Source organism: Pseudomonas sp. No.117 (genome assembly GCF_054558395.1).
Genome location: NZ_BAAJNP010000006.1, coordinates 419,481 through 436,425 on the forward strand (window position 1 = coordinate 419,481; position 16,945 = coordinate 436,425).

The following is a 16,945-nucleotide window of genomic DNA, read 5'->3' on the forward strand; positions in this document are numbered from 1 at the left end:
CCACCCAGACCTAAGAGGCAAAGGTTCGATGCAGATCCATACCGACGACAGTGCCCGCCTGGCCCTGGATGCCTTGCGCAACCTGGTGGCCCAGCAGAGCAGCGTCCCCGACAAGCCGCTGCCGCCGGAGCGCGAGCTGGCCAGTGAATTCGGCGTCAGCCGCCGTTCCATCCGCCGCGCCCTGGCCGTGCTCGAAGCCGAGGGCCAGGTCTGGCGCCGCCAGGGCAAGGGCACCTACGTCGGCCCCACGCCGCCGAGCGCGACCCTGACCCTCACCCAGCTTTCCGGACGCACCAACTTCATCGAAGTCATGGAGGCGCGGCTGCATCTGGAGCCAAATCTCGCCGCCCTGGCCGCCCAGCGCGCCAGTGGCGAGCAGCGCGCGCTGATCCGTCGCATGGCCGAGCGCACCGCCTTCGAGCGCCTGGGCAACAGCGAGGACGCCGATGCCATCGAGCTGTGGGACAGCGCCTTCCACCGCAGCATCGCCGAGGCCGCCGGCAACCGGCTGTTGCTGGACCTGTTCGAGATGCTCGATGCCATCCGCCTGGATCCCATCTGGCGCGACCTGCGCCACCGGGCGCGCAACGCCCAGCGCCTGCTGGCCTACCACGACGACCACCAGGCCCTGGTGGAAGCCCTCGATGCCCGCGATCCGGTGCGCGCCGCGGCGGTGATGCGCGCCCACCTGCGCGCCCTGCAACTGGCGCTGGACAGCGTGCTGCAACAGACCCTGGAGCAGGCCCTATGAGCGCCCCGGTATTGGTGGTGGACGACCTCAGCGTACGCTTCGCCGGTGCCCCAGCCGCGGTGGTGGAAGGCCTGAGCTTCACCGTGCAGCCGGGCCGTACCCTGGCCCTGGTGGGCGAATCCGGCTGTGGCAAGAGCGTGACCTCCATGGCGCTGATGGGGCTGCTGCCGCCGAGCGCCCGGATCCAGGCCCGCCGGGCGAGCTTCATGGGCGAAGACCTGCTGACCATGCCCGAAGCGCGCCGCAGCGACCTGCGCGGCGATCGCCTGGCCATGGTGTTCCAGGAGCCCATGACCTCGCTGAATCCGGCCTTCACCGTCGGCGAGCAGTTGATGGAGACGGTGCTGCGCCATCGCGGTGGTAGCCAGGCGGCTGCTCGCCAGCGCGCCCTGGAGATGCTGGAAAAGGTGCGGGTCCCGGCCGCAGCCCAACGCCTGGCGGCCTATCCCCACGAACTCTCCGGCGGCATGCGCCAGCGGGTGATGATCGCCATGGCGCTGGCCAACGACCCGGCGCTGATCATCGCCGACGAACCCACCACGGCGCTGGACGTGACCATCCAGGCGCAGATCCTCGAACTCATCGCCGGGCTGCAGGCCGAGACCGGCAGCGCCATGATCCTCATCACCCACGACCTCGGCGTGGTCGCCGAGGTGGCCGACGAGATGGCGGTGATGTACGCCGGCCGGGTGGTGGAATCCGGGCCGGTCGCCCAGCTGTTCGACGACCCTCAGCATCCCTACACCATCGGCCTGATGGGCTCCATGCCCTCGCTCGGACCGCGCACGGGTCGTCTGGCGACCATCGCCGGCCGGGTGCCGACACCCGCCGAGATGCCCGCCGGCTGTCGCTTCGCCAGCCGCTGTCCCTTCGCCCTCGACGCCTGCCGCCAGGCGCCGCCACCGCTCGTGGAACTCGCCCCGGGCCAGCAGGTGGCCTGTATCCGCGCGCCCCTGGAACAGCACCTGGAGACCAGCGCATGACTGCCGTGGAACGTCCCATCCTCGAAGCCATCGGCCTGACCAAGCACTTCGGTGGCCAGGCCGGTTTCCTGCAGCGCCCGCGGCCACCGGTGCAGGCGGTCAGCGAGGTCTCCTTCGCGGTGCGCCGGGGCGAGACCCTGGCGCTGGTGGGCGAGTCCGGTTCGGGCAAGTCGACCCTCGGCCGCCTGCTGCTCAACCTGCTCACCCCCACCGCCGGCGATGTCATCTACGAAGGCCGCAACCTGGGCAATCTCAGCCCGACGGCGCTGCGCCAGGTCCGCCAGGAATTGCAGATCATCTTCCAGGACCCCTTCGCCTCGCTGAATCCGCGCATGAGCGTGGCCGACATCGTTGGCGAGCCATTGTGGCTGCACCAGCCGCTGAATCGGGGCCAGCGCGCCGAACGGGTGGCCGAGCTGCTGCGCACCGTGGGCCTGGCGCCGGAACTGGCGGGGCGCTATCCCCACGAATTCTCCGGCGGCCAGCGCCAGCGCATCGGCATCGCCCGCGCCCTGGCTGCCGAGCCGCGGCTGCTGCTCGGCGACGAGCCGGTGTCGGCGCTGGACGTCTCGGTACAGGCCCAGGTGGTGAACCTGCTGGAAGACCTCAAGGCGCGTTTCGGCCTGACCCTGATCATCGTCGCCCACGGCCTGGGCGTGATCCGCCACATGAGCGACCGGGTGGCGGTGATGTACCTGGGCGAGATCGTCGAGCTGGCGCCGGTGGAGGCGCTGTTCGAGACGCCCCTGCACCCCTACACCCAGGCGCTGCTGGCCGCGGTGCCGGTCAGCCATCCGCGGGCGCGGCGACCACGCACCCTGCTCGGTGGCGACCTGCCCAGCCCCACGGCGCCGCCCAGCGGCTGTCGCTTCCACACCCGTTGCCCCCACGCCCGGCCGCTGTGCCGTGAGGCCAAGCCGCTGCTCGAAGCCACCCCCGGCGAGGCCCGCGTGGCCTGTCACTTCTGGCGCGAGATCGCCGGCGCTGGCGCCGCACCGCCACCCGTGATCGCCAGCAGCCCGGCCTTCACCCGCCGCCTGGCCCTGTTCATCCGTCATCAGTCCCTTCTGGAGTCCACCCCATGAAAGCCTCCGCCTGGCTCACCGCCACCCTTCTGCTCCTGGCCGGCGGCTCCGCCGTGGCCGAGACCACCCTGCGCATCGGCATCCAGGACGATCCCGACGTGCTCGATCCGCACCGCTCGCGGACCTATTCCGGGCGGCTGGTCTACACCGCCCTGTGCGACAAGCTGGTGGACGTCTCGCCACAACTGGAGCTGGTCCCCCAACTGGCCACCGCCTGGCAATGGAGCGACAACAACCGCAGCCTGACGCTACAACTGCGCCCCGGCGTGACCTTCCACGACGGCGAGACCTTCGACGCCGCCGCGGTGAAATTCAACCTGGACCGCGCCCGCACCCTGCCCGACTCCCTGCGCAAGAGCGAATTGGCCTCGGTGGATACCGTGGAGGTGGTCGATCCCCAGACCGTGCGCATCCGCCTCAAGCAACCCGATGCCACCCTGCTCGCCCAGCTCTCCGACCGCGCCGGCATGATGCTGGCGCCCAAGGCCTCCGCGGGCGACGTCGGCAGCAAGCCGGTCTGCTCCGGTCCCTATCGCTTCGTGCAGCGGGTGCAACAGGACCGCATCGTGCTGGAGCGCTTCCCGCAGTACTGGAACGCCGCCGCCTACCATTTCGACAAGGTGGTCTTCCTGCCCATCCCGGACACCTCGGTGCGCCTGGCCAACCTGCGCTCGGGTGACCTGGACATCATCGAGCGGGTCGCCCCCACCGACGTCAAGGGCCTGCAGGGCCAGGCCGGCTTCACCCTCTACAACACCCCGGGCCTGGGCTACATGCAGCTGATGGTGAACATGGCCAACGGCGACCGGGCGAAGAATCCCTTCGCCGGCGACAAGCGGGTGCGCCAGGCCTTCGACCTGGCGCTGGATCGCGACGCGCTCAACCAGGTGGTGTTCGAGGGCCTCTATGCGCCCAGCGTGCAGCCCTTCCCGCAGAGCAGCCCCTACTACGACAAGGCCTTCGCCGTGCCGGCCCGCGACGTGGCGCGCAGCCAGGCGCTGCTCAAGGCCGCCGGCGTCGCCCTGCCGGTCAAGGTGGAACTGAAGATCGCCAACAACCCCATCGCCCAGCAGGTGGGCCAGCTGATCCAGGCCATGGCCGCCGAGGCCGGCTTCGAGGTCAACCTGATCGCCACCGAGTACGCCACCCTGCTGGCCGAACAGCACGCCGGCAACTTCCAGCTCGGCCTGAGCGCCTGGTCCGGTCGTCCCGACCCGGATGTCAACGTGCACCAGTTCGTCACCTGCAAGGGCAACCAGAACGACGGTCAGTACTGCAACGCGGCGCTGGACCAGCTGCTCAACCAGGCCCGCACCATCAACGACCAGGCCCAACGCCAGGCGCTCTACGCCCAGGCCATGTCCCTGCTGCGCGAAGAGCTGCCGGTGTTCTACCTCTACTTCGACCCGCGCATCATCGCCACCCGCGCCGACATCAAGGGCCTCATCCCCAACCCCGACGGCCTGATTCGCCTGGCCGGCGTCAGCCGCGGACAATAGCCATGCTACGCCTCTTCCTGTGTGGCCTGCTCAGTGCCCTGCCCACCCTGCTGCTGGTGTCGCTGTTCGTCTTCACCCTGCAGCAACTGCTGCCGGGCGATCCGGTGCTGGCCATGGCCGGCGAGGAGCGCGATCCCCAGGTGCTGGAATTCCTACGCGAGAAGTACCGGCTGAACGATCCCCTGCCGGTGCAGTACCTGCACTGGATGGGCGGGGTATTGCAGGGCGACCTGGGCATCTCGCTGCGCACCGACCAGCCGGTGACGACGCTGATCGCCGAGAAGCTGCCGGTGACCCTGGAGCTGTCGCTGCTGGCCATCCTCATCGCCCTGGCCATCGGCATCCCCACCGGCATCCTCGCCGCGGTGCGCCGCGGCACGGCGGTGGACTACGGCGCCAACCTAGTGGCCCTGTCCGGCATCTCCATCCCGCATTTCTGGCTCGGCATCCTCCTGATCCTGCTGTTCGCGGTGAAGCTGCAATGGCTGCCGGCCTCCGGCTTCGTGCCCTTCCACGAAGACCCACTGCGCAACCTGCGCACCCTGATCCTGCCGGCATTCGTACTGGGCGCCGGACTCTCCGGCACCCTGATGCGCCATACCCGGGCGGCCATGCTGGAGGTGCTGCGCGCCGACTACGTGCGTACCGCCCGGGCCAAGGGCCTGCGCGAGCGGGTGGTGATCCTGCGCCATGCGCTGCGCAATGCGCTGATGCCCATCGTCACCCTCACCACCCTGCTGTTCGGCGAATTGCTCGGCGGCGCGGTGCTCACCGAGCAGGTCTTCAGCATCCCCGGCTTCGGCAAGATGATCGTCGACGCCGTGTTTAACCGTGACTACGCGGTGGTCCAGGGGGTGGTGCTCTGCGTGGCGGTGGGCTTCGTGCTGCTCAACCTGGTGGCCGACCTGCTCTACCGCCTGATCAACCCGCGCCTGAGGCAAGCCGCATGAACGCCCTGACCCTGCCCCGCCCGGCCACCCTGAGACCCGCCCGCTCGCCCTTCTGGCGCAAGTTCAGCGCCAATCGCGGCGCACTGCTGGGCGCCGCGCTGATCCTGACCTTCGCCCTGGCCGCCCTGCTGGCGCCCTGGCTGGCTCCCTTCGATCCGCTCAAGACCAGCTTCCTGGCGGTGCGCAAGGCGCCCTCGGCGCTGAACTGGCTGGGCACCGACGAACTCGGCCGCGACCTGCTCTCGCGCCTGCTATGGGGCGCGCGCAGCTCGCTGCTGGCCGGGGTGGTCTCGGTGGCCATCGCCCTGCTGGTAGGCGTGCCCCTGGGCCTGGTGGCCGGCTACTTCGGTGGCTGGCTGGACGCCCTGGTCTCGCGCCTGGTGGAAGCCCTGCTGTCCTGCCCGTTCCTGGTGCTGGCCATCGCCCTAGGCGCCTTCCTCGGGCCGAGCCTGGGCAATGCCATGATCGCCATCGGCCTCTCCGCCATGCCGGTGTTCGCCCGGCTGACCCGTGGCCAGGTATTGGCCATCCGCCACGAGGACTACCTCGAAGGGGCGCGCGCCATCGGCCTGCCGGATCGCTGGATCCTCTGGCGCTACGTGCTACCCAACATCCTCTCGCCGCTGGTGGTGCAGGCCACCCTGACCATCGCCGCCGCCATCCTCGCCGAGGCCAGCCTGTCGTTCCTCGGCCTCGGCCAGCAACCGCCGATGCCCTCCTGGGGCTCCATGCTCAACACCGCCAAGAACTTCATGGAGCAGGCGCCCTGGATGTCCATCGCCCCGGGCGTCTGCATCTACCTCACCGTGCTGGGCTTCAACCTGCTGGGCGACGGCCTGCGCGACGCCCTCGATCCTCGTCACCAATGAGACCCTTCGCCATGCCCGATCTAGATTATCACAACCCCTATTCCTCGGCCCGCTCGCCGGTCATGGGCCGCAACCTGGTGGCCTGCTCCCAGCCGCTGGCCGCCCAGGCCGGGGTGGAGATGCTGCGCCGCGGCGGCAACGCGGTGGACGCCGCGGTGGCCGCCGCCATGGTGCTCACCGTGGTGGAACCCACCGGCTGCGGCATCGGCAGCGACGCCTTCGCCATCGTCTGGGATGGCAAGCAGGTGCAGGGCCTCAATGCCTCCGGCCGCGCGCCGCGGGGCTGGACCCCGGAGTTCTTCGCCGGCCAGAGCGCCATGCCGGCCCGCGGCTGGGGCGCCGTCACCGTACCCGGCGCCGTCTCCGCCTGGGTCGCCCTGGCCCAGCGCTACGGCAAGCTGCCGCTGACCACCCTGGCCGGCCCGGCGATCCACTATGCCCGCGACGGCTTCCTGCTCACCCCGGTGATCGCCGAGCTCTGGCGCCGTGGCGCCGAGCAGCTCAAGGACCAACCCGGCTTCGCCGCCTGCTTCCTGGCCAATGGCGTGCCCCAGGCCGGCACCCTGGTGCGCCTGCCCGATCATGCGCGAACCCTGGAAGCCATCGCCGAGAGCGCAGGCGCGGCCTTCTACCAGGGCGAACTGGCCCAGGCCATGGCCCGCCATGCCCGCGAGCACGGCGCGGTACTGGACGAAGAAGACCTACGCGCCCACCGGGCCGACTGGGTCGACACCCTTTCGGTGCCCTTCGCCGGCGCCGTGGTGCACGAGCTGCCGCCCAATGGCCAGGGCATCGCCACCCTCGCCGGCCTGGGCATCCTGGAAGCTGCCGGCATCGGCGCCGACCCGGTGGACAGCCCCGCCACCCTGCACCGCGCCATCGAAGCCATGAAGCTGGGGCTGGCCGATCTCTACCAGCACGTCACCGATTCCGCGCACATGCGCGTCCAGGCCGAGCACCTGCTGGACCCGGCCTACCTGCGCGAGCGCGCCGGGCTGCTCGGGCCGCGCGCCGGCGATCCCGGCTATGGCGCGCCGCGTCCGGGCGGCACCGTCTGCCTGTCGGCGGCCGACGACAGCGGCATGATGATTTCCTTCATCCAGTCCAACTACATGGGCTTCGGCTCGGGCGTGGTGGTGCCGGGCACCGGCATCAGCCTGCAGAATCGCGGCGCTGGCTTCACCCTGGCCCCGGACCACGTCAACAGCGTGGCCCCGGGCAAGCGGCCCTTCCACACCATCATTCCCGGCTTCGCCATGAATGCCGACGGCACCCCGCTGATGGCCTTCGGCCTGATGGGCGGCCCGATGCAGGCCCAGGGTCACCTGCAGCTGATGCTGCGCATCCTCAAGTACCGGCAGAATCCCCAGGCCGCCGCCGATGCACCGCGCTGGCGCCTCGAAGGTGGCCGCCGGGTCGCGGTGGAAAGCAGCCTCGACCCGACCACCCTGGAGGCGCTGCGGGCCCTGGGCCACGAGGTGACCGTGGAAGAACCGTCCGGGGTGTTCGCCTTCGGCGGCGCCCAGATCATCCAGCGCATCGCTGGCGGCTACGTAGGTGGCTCCGATCCGCGCAAGGATGGCCTGGTAGCGGGCTACTAAGCGTCCAGCCTGACCCAGCGCTCCTCCTGCGCCGATTGCCGCGCGGCCTGGGCCAGGCGTTCCACTTCCCAGGCTTCCTGGAAGTCGACGCCGGTATGGCCAGGGTTGCCGCCCAGGGCTTCCAGCAGTGAGCGCACCTCCAGGGTCTTGAGTTCGTTGTAGCCGAGCTGGTGGCCGGGCGCCGGGCAGAAGGCGGCATAGTCCGGCAGGTGCGGACCGGCCAGCAGGGTGCGGAAACCGGCCAGGCCGGGGCGGTCGCCTACCTGGTAGAGACGCAGTTCGTTGAGCCGCTCCTGGTCGAAGACCAGGGTGCCGCGGGTGCCGCAGACCTCGACCGCCAGGCGATTCTTGCGGCCGTGCTTGAGCCAGCTGGTGGCCAGGGTGCCGCGGGCGCCATTGGCGAAGCGCAATAGCAAATGCGCCTGGTCGTCGATCTCCACTGCCCGGGTGCCACCCTGGTGCGGCCGCTGGCCATGGGCGGTGTGCAGATCGGCGCAGAGCGCCGTCACCGGGCCGAGCAGGAAGCGCGCCAGCGACAGGATATGGCTGCCCAGGTCGGCCAGGGCGCCGCCGGCCTGGCGGGTCTCGCAGCGCCAGGTGAAGGGTCCCTGGGGATCGCCCATGAAGTCTTCGCTGAATTCACTACTGAAGCTGACGATCTCGCCCAACTCACCGCTCTCGATCAATTCGCGCGCCTGCTTGAGCATGGGGTTCTGCAGGTAGTTGTAGCCGACCCGGTTGACCACCCCGGCCTGGCGCGCGGCGTCGCGCATCCGCGTCGCCTCCTCCAGGCTCACCGCCAGGGGTTTCTCGCAATAGACCGCCTTGCCCGCCGCCAGGGCGGCCAGGGCCATGGGGGCGTGCAGCAGATTGGGCGTGGTGATGGCCACCAGCTCGACCTGGGGATCGGCGATCAGGCGTTCCCAATCGCAGCTACGGGTGAAGCCCCAGTCAGCGGCGCAGCGGGCGGCGCGTTCCGGGTCGGCGTCGGCCAGGGCCACCAGCCGTGGACGCACCGGCAGGGTGAAGCTGCTCGCCGCATGCTGGAAGGCCTGGGCGTGGGCATGGCCCATGAAGCCGGTGCCGATCAGACCGATACCGAGGTCGCGCATGTCACTCTCCGTCAGGGTAGTAGAAAGACCCGGCCGACCAAGCCATCAGCCGGCCGGGTAAAGGGATGGGTGAAGGGTGGGAGCCCCCTCACCCTCACCCCGGCCCTCTCCCAGCGGGAGAGGGGGAAAAGCAATCGGATGCAGGCTTGGCCCTCACCCCGGCCCTCTCCCAGCGGGAGAGGGGGAAAAGCAATCGGGTGCAGGCTTGGCCCTCACCCGGCCCTCGCCCGAGGGAGAGGGGGACGAACGAGCCTCAGCGCTTGGCCTTGCGCTTGTTGCGGTACTGGTCGATGACCACGGCGATCACGATGATCAGGCCCTTGATGATGTCCTGGATGTAGGCATCGACGCCGAGGAAGGTGAAGCCGCTGGCCATCACCCCGAGGATCAGGGCGCCGATCACGGTGCCGGTGATGCGCCCTACCCCGCCCGCCAGGCTGGTACCGCCGATCACCGCCGCGGCGATGGCGTCCAATTCGTAGGACATGCCCATGCCCGCCTGGCCGGTGGCGGCGCGGGCCGAGGCCACTACCCCGGCCAGGCCAGAGAGCAGGCCGGCGATGCTGTAGACGATGATCAGGTGCTTCTTGACGTTGATCCCGGAGATGCGCGCCGCCTGCATGTTGCCGCCGATGGCGTAGGTGTACTTGCCGTACTTGGTGTAGCGCAGGGCGATATGGAAGACCACCGCCACGGCCAGGAAGATGATCACCGGCATGGCGCCCGCGCCGATGGCGGTGTAGCTGTCCGACAGCATGCTGATCGGCTGGCCTTCGGTGTAGTAGCGGGCCAGGCCGCGGGCCGAGACCATCATGCCGAGGGTGGCGATGAACGGGGGGATGCCGGTGAAGGCGATGATGCTGCCGTTGATGGCGCCGGCCAGCAGCCCCACGCCGAGGCCGGCCATGACCGGCACCCAGACCGGCAGGTCGGTCAGCGAGGGAAACACCGCCCGGCCGAAGTCGGAGGTCTGGGCGAGACTCGCCGCCACCATGGCCGATAGCGCCAGCACCGAGCCGGACGAGAGGTCGATCCCCGTGGTGATGATCACCTGGGTCACGGCGATGGCCAGCAGGCCGATCACCGCCACCTGCAGGATCATCAGCACCAGGCGCTGGGAATTTAGCAGGAAGCTCTGGTCGCGCAGCAGCCAGCCGAAGGCTTCGAAGGCCAGGCCGATGCCCAGCAATACCAGCAGGATCCCCACCTCGGTAGGAATCCTGCGGCGGCTGCGCGGTGCGGGGGATTCCGCAGTTTTCTTGTCCAGGATGGCGCTCATAGCGTGCTACCTCGGGATACGTCGGCAGGAGTCGATGGCCGGTTCAATGGAAGACGGGGTTGCCGGAAGCCAGGTGCATGACCCGCTCCTGGGTGGCTTCGCTGCGGTCGAGGAAGCCGGTGACGGTGCCCTCGTGCATCACCATCACCCGGTCGCTCATGCCCAGGACCTCGGGCAACTCGGAGGAAATCATGATCACCGCCAGGCCCTCGGCAGCCAGCTTGGCGATCAGCCGGTAGATCTCGGCCTTGGCGCCCACGTCGATGCCGCGGGTGGGCTCGTCGAGGATCAGGATGCGCGGCTGGGTCATCAGCCAGCGGGCGATCAGCGCCTTCTGCTGGTTACCGCCGGAGAGGTTGGCGATGCACTGGTCCAGCGAGGGCGTCTTCACCCGCAACTGCTTGCGCATCTCCTCGCAGAGCAGGTCCAGCCGCCCCTGCTGGACGAACCCGGCACGGGCGAAGCCGGGTAGCACCGCGACCTCCATGTTTTCCCCCACCGTCAGGCAGGAAAAGATGCCGGTGTCCTTGCGGTCCTCGGTGAGCAGCGCCAGGCCCTTCTGGATCGCCAGGCAGGGATCGCTCATGCGCACCGACTGGCCGTCGATGCGGATCTCCCCCGCCGTGGCCGGGGTCACGCCGAACAGGGTCTCGGCGACATTGGTGCGTCCCGAACCCATCAGCCCGGCGATGCCCAGCACCTCGCCGGCGTGCAGGTCGAAGGAGACGCCGGAGAACACCCCGTCCAGGGCCAGGTCGCGCACCGACAGCAACACCTCTTCACGCGGCGCCGTGCGCTCGGGAAACAGCTGGTTCAGCTCGCGCCCCACCATCATGGTGATCAGGCCATCGCCATTCATGCTGTCGGCGCGCTGCAGGCCGATGTACTGGCCGTCGCGGAACACCGCCACCTCATCGGCGATCTGGAACACCTCGTCCATCTTGTGGGTGATGTAGACGATGCCCTTACCCTGGGCCTTGAGGTCGGCGATGATCGAGAACAGGTGCGCCACCTCGGTCTCGGTGATGGCCGAGGTCGGCTCGTCCATGATCAGCACGTCGCTGTCGTAGGACACCGCCTTGGCGATCTCGACCATCTGCCGCCCGGCGATGGACAACTCGCCCACCGCCTCGTCGGGGTCCAGGCGGATGCGCAGCCGGTCGAGCAGCGCCTGGGTCTGGCGGCGCATCTTGCCGTGATCCACCAGGTGCAGCGCATTGAGCGGCTCGCGGCCCAGCCAGATGTTCTCGGCGATGGTCATGAAGGGCATCAGGTTGAGTTCCTGGTGGATCATGGCGATCCCCGACTGCAGCGCCTGCAGCGGCGTCTCGAAGCGCACCGGCGCGCCGCGCAGGCGGATCTCGCCGGCGTCGGGCTGGTAGATGCCGGCGATGATCTTCATCAGCGTGGACTTGCCCGCGCCGTTTTCGCCCATCAACGCCAGCACCGTGCCCGGCCGCACCCGCAGCTGGACGTGGGACAGCGCCTTGACGCCGGGAAACTCCTTGGTGACGTCGACGATCTCGAGCAGGTAGTCGCTGGCAGAGGCGGCCGGCAGGACGTCGGGCGACGCGGTGGTGGCGGAGCTGAGCATGATCAGGATCTCCTCGCGAGCCACCCGGGGCAGCCCGCGGCTTCAGTCATGGACGCTGGGACTGCTGGGGGTGGTCAGGGGTGACGAGGTGTCGCGACATCCAGGGAGCGCCCTGCCGCGTGACGACCCGCGGCTGACCGCCAGCGGCGCGCGAGTGGGTAGCGACGCGGACGCCTGCGGGAAGGCTGGGCAAACACGGGCGGCGATCGAGAGAAAGCGGGGGAATGCCGCGGCCGCGGGCACGCTCGGCGTTCTGGCGGACGGCGGAGGTGGCCAGAGCGGCGCTGGGCGCAGCGACCTGCCGGGTATCGAGGGCGCGGCCGCTACGCAGCTCCACCGTGGCGACACTGCCGAAGGGCGGCAACGGACCCCGGCAGCTGGGGAGCGGAATGCGGACAAGCACGAGCGCCAAGCGAGCGGACGTCATGATCACACCTTCTTATTGTTGTCGTAGTGGCTGCCCTGGACGAGGCCCAGGATAGCTACCCATGACCCGACTTTGATTGGAAATTATTTTCCAGTCAATATCTTTTTGGAATTTTTATGCTTTCGTCCAACCATGAAAAAGGCCCCCGATCGGGAGCCTTCTGGCGCAGTGCAACCTGCTGCAGGGACCTGCAGAGGTCTCCTGCGGCTGTCGGATAAGTCACCCCGCTCAGGCGACCGCGGCGGGCCACCCGAGCCGGGGCCCCGGCTATTGCTTGAGCATGGCCTGGAATTCCGCCACGTTTTCCGCGGTGATGAGCCGGTAGGGAATGGTCACGTTCTGCTCGACGCTTTCCTTCTTCGCCAGCTTTTCCGCGGCGTTGATCGCGCCCTCGGCCTGGCCGCGCGCATCCTGGTACACCGACACGGTCATCAGGCCGCGCTTGATGGCCGCCAGGGCATCGGGCGTGCCGTCCACGCCGCCGACCAGGACATCCTTCTTGCCGGCCTGCTTGAGCGCCATGGCCGCACCTATGGCCATCTCATCGTTGTTCGACAAGATGCCGTCGATCTCCTTGCCCGCCAGCAGCCAATTGCTGGTCAGGTCCATGCCCTTGTCCCGCAGCCACATGCCGGTCTGCTCCTCGACGATCTTGATGCCGGGATACTTGGCGAGGACTTCCTTGAAACCCGTGGTCCGCACCTGGGTCGAGTTGTTGGACAGCTCACCTAGCAGGATCGCCACCTGCCCCTTGCCGCCCAGCTTGTCGGCGATGTACTGCGCCTGCAGATGCCCCGCCTCCAGGTCATTGGAGGTGACCGTCACCACCCCGGCGGGCAACTTGGGATCGTTCGGCTTGCGGTTGACGAACACCAGGGGAATACCCGCCTTGGTCGCCGACTCGATCAGGTTACGCGTGGCCGCGGTATCCACCGGATTGACGATCACCGCATCGACCTTCTGGCTGAGAAAACTCTGGACCTGGTTCAGCTGCTTGACCACGTCGTTACGGGCATCCTCGAATTGCAGCTCGACCCCGTCCTGCTTGGCTTTCTTGCTCATGTTTTCGCGCAGGTAGGTCAGATAGTTGTCGTCGAAGGTGGGCATGCTCACGCCGATCTTCATATCGGCGAGCACGGAGGTGCTGGCCAGCAGCAGGGACACGGCAAGGGCGGCAAGGCGAGGTTTGCAAGGCATGGACGAAACTCCGTTCTGGGCGGGATGGCGAAGGGGCAGCGCTGTGCCGACGCGAGGTACACCGCGGCCAGGGCCAGGCAAGGTCAGCCCGGCCTCGGGGATACTCGCGATCAGGTCAGGCGGGCGTCACTTGAGTTGGTAGAGGACGGGTGCGCCAGGCATGGCACCGATCACGGCGTCCGAACGCTCGTGACTGCACAGCCGGAGCAGCCATCCCAAAATGGCAGGCAGGGGCGGCGCGGATTCGGCGGCGAAGCTGGGGTTGACCGCAGGGGATACGGAAGTCTTCATGGGGACGGCACCTGATCTTGTTCTTGTTGGTTACGCCTTGGCCGAGCGGCTCAAGGTCGTGTTCGTGCAGCTACCTGAAACCACTGTATTGGAATTTTATTTCCAATACAAACGCTATGGAAAAAATATACAGATCATGTAACAGACCGGCGAAACCCACGCCAGAGCGCTGACGACGCCCCTCGCCCGACGGTCCAGCGGATGGCCAGCGGGCCCGGCTGAAACCTCGGCCGGGTCACGCAGGCGCCAGGCCAGGGTCCTCCCTCAGCAGCGAAAACGCACCTGATAGCGCATGACGACGGTCAGCCGTAGAAGGCCGGCCGGCTGGGCAAGCCGATGGGTTCGATGGCGCCGCTGTCCTGGGCCTTGACGCAGGCATCAGCGGTCACCGCGGCGATGTAGCCGTCCCAGGACGAGGGCCCGGTCAGTTGGCCTGCGGCGAGATCATCGATGAAGGCCTGCAGCTCCACGTCGTAGGCGGCGATGAACCTGTCCTTCCAGTCCATCAGGATCTCGTTGGACAGCCGCGCCTCGCTGCGCAACTGCACCGAGGTCGGCTCAGGCAGGCGGGCGATGCCGCGCTCGCCGACGATCTCGCACTGGATGTCGTAGCCGTACTGGCAATTGACGAACACCTCGACGTCGATGCGCACGCCCTTGGCCGTCTCCAGCAGCACCACCTGGGGATCGCGCAGGTGCTCACGCGCCGCCGGCGCCTTGCGCGGAAAGACCACCTGGGCGGAGACGTAGTGATCGTCCAGCAGCCAGGCCAGCACGTTGATCTCGTGGATCAGGGTGTCGGTGATGGCCATGTCGGTGCTGTAGTGCTCGCTCACCGTGGGATTGCGGTGGGCGGCGTGGATCATCAGCGGCGCGCCGATGCGCCCCGCATCGACCACCGCCTTGAGCTGGCGGTAACCGGCGTCGTAGGGCCGCATGAAGCCCACCTGCACCAGGCGCTTGCCGTGGGCCTGCTCGGCCTCGACGATGCGTTTGCAGCCCTCGGCGGTGGTCGCCAAGGGCTTTTCGCAGAACACCGGCTTGCCGGCGGCGATGGCCGCCAGCACGTATTCCTCGTGGGTCGGGCCCCAGGAGGCGACCACGATGGCCTGGACGTCCGCCGCGGCGATCAGGGCATGGCCGTCCGGGTAGACCTCGGCGGCGATGCCCAGCTCCTGGACCACCCGGGTGGCCTGCTCGGCATTGATGTCGGTCACCGCCACCACGCGGCTGCCCAGCAGGGTATGGCTCAGGCGGCGGATGTGTTCGCGGCCGATGGCGCCGGTCCCGATGACACCGATGTTCAAGGTCATGACTGCAATCTCCTCGTTGGAATTGTTGTGGAGCGAACGGCGATCAGTACTGGCGCGCCTGGGCGGCTTTTTCCTTGAGCACCCGGGCGACCGCGGCGATCTTCTCACTGGTGGAGACCTCGGCCCCGCCCACCCGCCACCAGGACAGGTAGCCGTGCAGCATGGTCTTGGGCAGCACCTTGATGTCGATCAGGGTGGAAACGGTCTGCTGGCGGGCATCGGCCAGGGCCGCCTCCAGTTCCTCCAGGCTGCGCACGCGGTAGGTCTTGCAGCCGTAGGCGGCGGCGCTCATGGCGAAGTCCACCGGCACGAAGTCGCCATCGAGCTTGCCGGTCTCCGGATTGCGATAGCGGAATTCGGTGCCGAAGCTGCCCATGCCGTGGCCGACCTGCAGGTTGTTGATGCAGCCGAAGGTCATGTTGTCGAGCAGCACCACGTTGATCTTGCGCCGCTCCTGGATGGAGGTGGCCAGTTCCGAGTGCAGCATCTGGTAGGAGCCATCGCCGACCAGGGCGTAGACCTCGCGCTCGGGCTCGGCCAGCTTCACCCCCAGGGCGGCATTGATCTCGTAGCCCATGCAGGAGTAGCCGTACTCCAGGTGATAGGTGTTGACGCCCTTGCTCTGCCAGGCGCGCTGCAGGTCACCCGGCAGGCTGCCGGCGGCGGCGACGATGATGGCGTCGTCGTCCAGCCGTGCGTTGAGGCGGCCGAGCACCTGGCTCTGGGTCAGGGAGGAGCCGGTCAGGCGGACGAATTCCTCCAGCACCGCCCGTGGCAGGTCGTCGTCGATCTCGGGGACGAAGTCGGCGCCGGTATAGCCGGCCGCGTAGACCCGCTCCACCTCCTGGCGATAGCGCTCGCGCGCCTCGCCCACCTGGGCACCCCAGCCGGCGCGATAGTCGGAGGCAGCGAGCGCCTCGGTCAGGGCCAGGAGCGCTTCGCGGGCATCGGCCACCACGGCCAGGCCGTCGAGCTTGCCGGCGTCGAAGGCAGCGACGTTGAGGTTGAGGAATTCCACCTCGGGATGCTGGTAGAGCCATTTCGAGGAGGTGGTGAAATCGGTGTAGCGGGTGCCCACGCCGATGATGAGGTCGGCCTCCTTGGCCAGCAGGTTGGCGGCCAGGCAGCCGGTCTCGCCAATGCCGCCGACATTGAGTTCGTGGCTGGAGACGATGGCGCTCTTGCCGGCCTGGGTCTCGGCGAAGGGGATCTCGAAGCGCTCGGCGAAGCGCTGCAGGGCCGCGGCGGCGCCGGAATACTTCACCCCGCCGCCACAGATCAGTAGCGGTTTGCGCTTGCGGGCCAGCAGCCGCACGGCGTCCTCGATGGCGGCGGCCACCGGCGGCCGGCGATCCAGGCGATGCACCCGCTTGGCGAAGAAGTAGTCTGGATAGTCGTAGGCCTCGCCCTGGACGTCCTGGGGCAGCGCCAGGGTCACGGTGCCGGTCTCGGCCGGATCGGTCAGCACGCGCATGGCATTGATCGCCGCGCTCATCAGCTGCTCGGGGCGGTTGATGCGATCCCAGTATTTGCTCACCGCGCGGAAGGCGTCGTTGGTGCTGATCGACAGGTCGTGGAATTGCTCGATCTGTTGCAACACCGGATCGGGCTGGCGACTGGCATAGACGTCCCCTGGCAGCAGCAACAGCGGGATGCGATTGGCGGTGGCGGTGGCCGCGGCGGTCAGCATGTTGGCCGCGCCCGGGCCCACCGAGGAGGTGCAGGCATAGATCTGCCGACGCAGCTTCTGCTTGGCGAAACCGGTGGCGGCATGGGCCATGCCCTGCTCGTTGCGGCCCTGGTGCACCACCAGCTCGCCGGCGTCCTGCTCCAGCGCCTGGCCGAGGCCCAGCACGTTGCCATGGCCGAAGATGGTGAAGATTCCGGCGACGAACTTGGTCTCGACACCGTCGACGCTGAGGTACTGGTTGTCGAGGAATTTCACCAGGGCCTGGGCCATGGTCAGACGTTGGGTGCTCATGGATTCACCTTGT

General features: G+C 68.3%; 14 protein-coding genes. 7 read left to right on the forward strand and 7 right to left on the reverse strand.

Going from position 1 to position 16,945, the window contains the following annotated elements:
- Positions 1–28: 28 nt before the first annotated feature.
- Genes ACYJP6_RS17020 through ACYJP6_RS17050 form a run of 7 tightly spaced genes read left to right on the forward strand, consistent with a single transcriptional unit; the run spans position 29 to position 7,738 of the window.
- A complete protein-coding gene (locus tag ACYJP6_RS17020) occupies positions 29–751 on the forward strand; it encodes a FadR/GntR family transcriptional regulator (protein ID WP_459476185.1) in 723 nt (240 codons plus the stop codon).
- Positions 748–1,734: an ABC transporter ATP-binding protein gene (locus ACYJP6_RS17025; protein WP_459476186.1), complete on the forward strand. Its 987-nt coding sequence runs from the start codon at positions 748–750 to the stop codon at positions 1,732–1,734. The genes ACYJP6_RS17020 and ACYJP6_RS17025 overlap by 4 nt, the downstream gene beginning before the upstream one ends.
- On the forward strand, positions 1,731–2,819 hold the full coding sequence (locus ACYJP6_RS17030) for an ABC transporter ATP-binding protein (protein WP_459476187.1): 1,089 nt from the start codon (positions 1,731–1,733) through the stop codon (positions 2,817–2,819). Before ACYJP6_RS17025 ends, ACYJP6_RS17030 begins: the two co-directional genes overlap by 4 nt.
- Positions 2,816–4,318 carry an ABC transporter substrate-binding protein gene (locus tag ACYJP6_RS17035; RefSeq protein WP_459476188.1) on the forward strand — a complete coding sequence of 501 codons (1,503 nt, stop codon included), beginning with the start codon at positions 2,816–2,818 and terminating at the stop codon, positions 4,316–4,318. Before ACYJP6_RS17030 ends, ACYJP6_RS17035 begins: the two co-directional genes overlap by 4 nt.
- 2 nt (positions 4,319–4,320) lie before the next feature.
- The gene (locus ACYJP6_RS17040) at positions 4,321–5,268 is read left to right on the forward strand and encodes an ABC transporter permease (RefSeq protein WP_459476189.1); all 948 of its coding nucleotides are present in this window, start codon (positions 4,321–4,323) and stop codon (positions 5,266–5,268) included.
- Positions 5,265–6,137 (forward strand): ABC transporter permease, encoded by an 873-nt coding sequence (locus ACYJP6_RS17045; protein ID WP_027601987.1) that lies wholly within the window; start codon positions 5,265–5,267, stop codon positions 6,135–6,137. The genes ACYJP6_RS17040 and ACYJP6_RS17045 overlap by 4 nt, the downstream gene beginning before the upstream one ends.
- A gap of 11 nt (positions 6,138–6,148) precedes the next feature.
- Positions 6,149–7,738: a gamma-glutamyltransferase family protein gene (locus tag ACYJP6_RS17050; protein ID WP_459476190.1), complete on the forward strand. Its 1,590-nt coding sequence runs from the start codon at positions 6,149–6,151 to the stop codon at positions 7,736–7,738.
- Here ACYJP6_RS17050 and ACYJP6_RS17055 read toward each other — a convergent pair.
- From ACYJP6_RS17055 to iolD, 7 genes are all read right to left on the reverse strand, one after another.
- Entirely contained in the window at positions 7,735–8,850 is a 1,116-nt protein-coding gene (locus ACYJP6_RS17055) for a Gfo/Idh/MocA family protein (protein WP_459476191.1), read from the reverse strand. The two genes, ACYJP6_RS17050 and ACYJP6_RS17055, sit on opposite strands and share 4 nt — an antisense overlap.
- A gap of 253 nt (positions 8,851–9,103) precedes the next feature.
- Positions 9,104–10,129, reverse strand: coding sequence for an ABC transporter permease (locus tag ACYJP6_RS17060; protein ID WP_459476192.1), 1,026 nt, complete (start codon positions 10,127–10,129; stop codon positions 9,104–9,106).
- Positions 10,130–10,172: 43 nt separating this feature from the next.
- Entirely contained in the window at positions 10,173–11,723 is a 1,551-nt protein-coding gene (locus ACYJP6_RS17065) for a sugar ABC transporter ATP-binding protein (RefSeq protein ID WP_459476193.1), read from the reverse strand.
- A 694-nt stretch (positions 11,724–12,417) separates the two neighbouring features.
- Positions 12,418–13,347 carry a sugar ABC transporter substrate-binding protein gene (locus tag ACYJP6_RS17070; RefSeq protein WP_459476194.1) on the reverse strand — a complete coding sequence of 310 codons (930 nt, stop codon included), beginning with the start codon at positions 13,345–13,347 and terminating at the stop codon, positions 12,418–12,420.
- Positions 13,348–13,473: 126 nt separating this feature from the next.
- A complete protein-coding gene (locus tag ACYJP6_RS17075) occupies positions 13,474–13,638 on the reverse strand; it encodes a hypothetical protein (RefSeq protein WP_459476195.1) in 165 nt (54 codons plus the stop codon).
- Positions 13,639–13,940: 302 nt separating this feature from the next.
- A complete protein-coding gene (locus tag ACYJP6_RS17080; protein ID WP_459476196.1) occupies positions 13,941–14,951 on the reverse strand; it encodes a Gfo/Idh/MocA family protein in 1,011 nt (336 codons plus the stop codon).
- A 43-nt stretch (positions 14,952–14,994) separates the two neighbouring features.
- Positions 14,995–16,932 (reverse strand): 3D-(3,5/4)-trihydroxycyclohexane-1,2-dione acylhydrolase (decyclizing), encoded by a 1,938-nt coding sequence (iolD, locus tag ACYJP6_RS17085; protein WP_459476197.1) that lies wholly within the window; start codon positions 16,930–16,932, stop codon positions 14,995–14,997.
- Between the last annotated feature and the right edge of the window lie 13 nt (positions 16,933–16,945).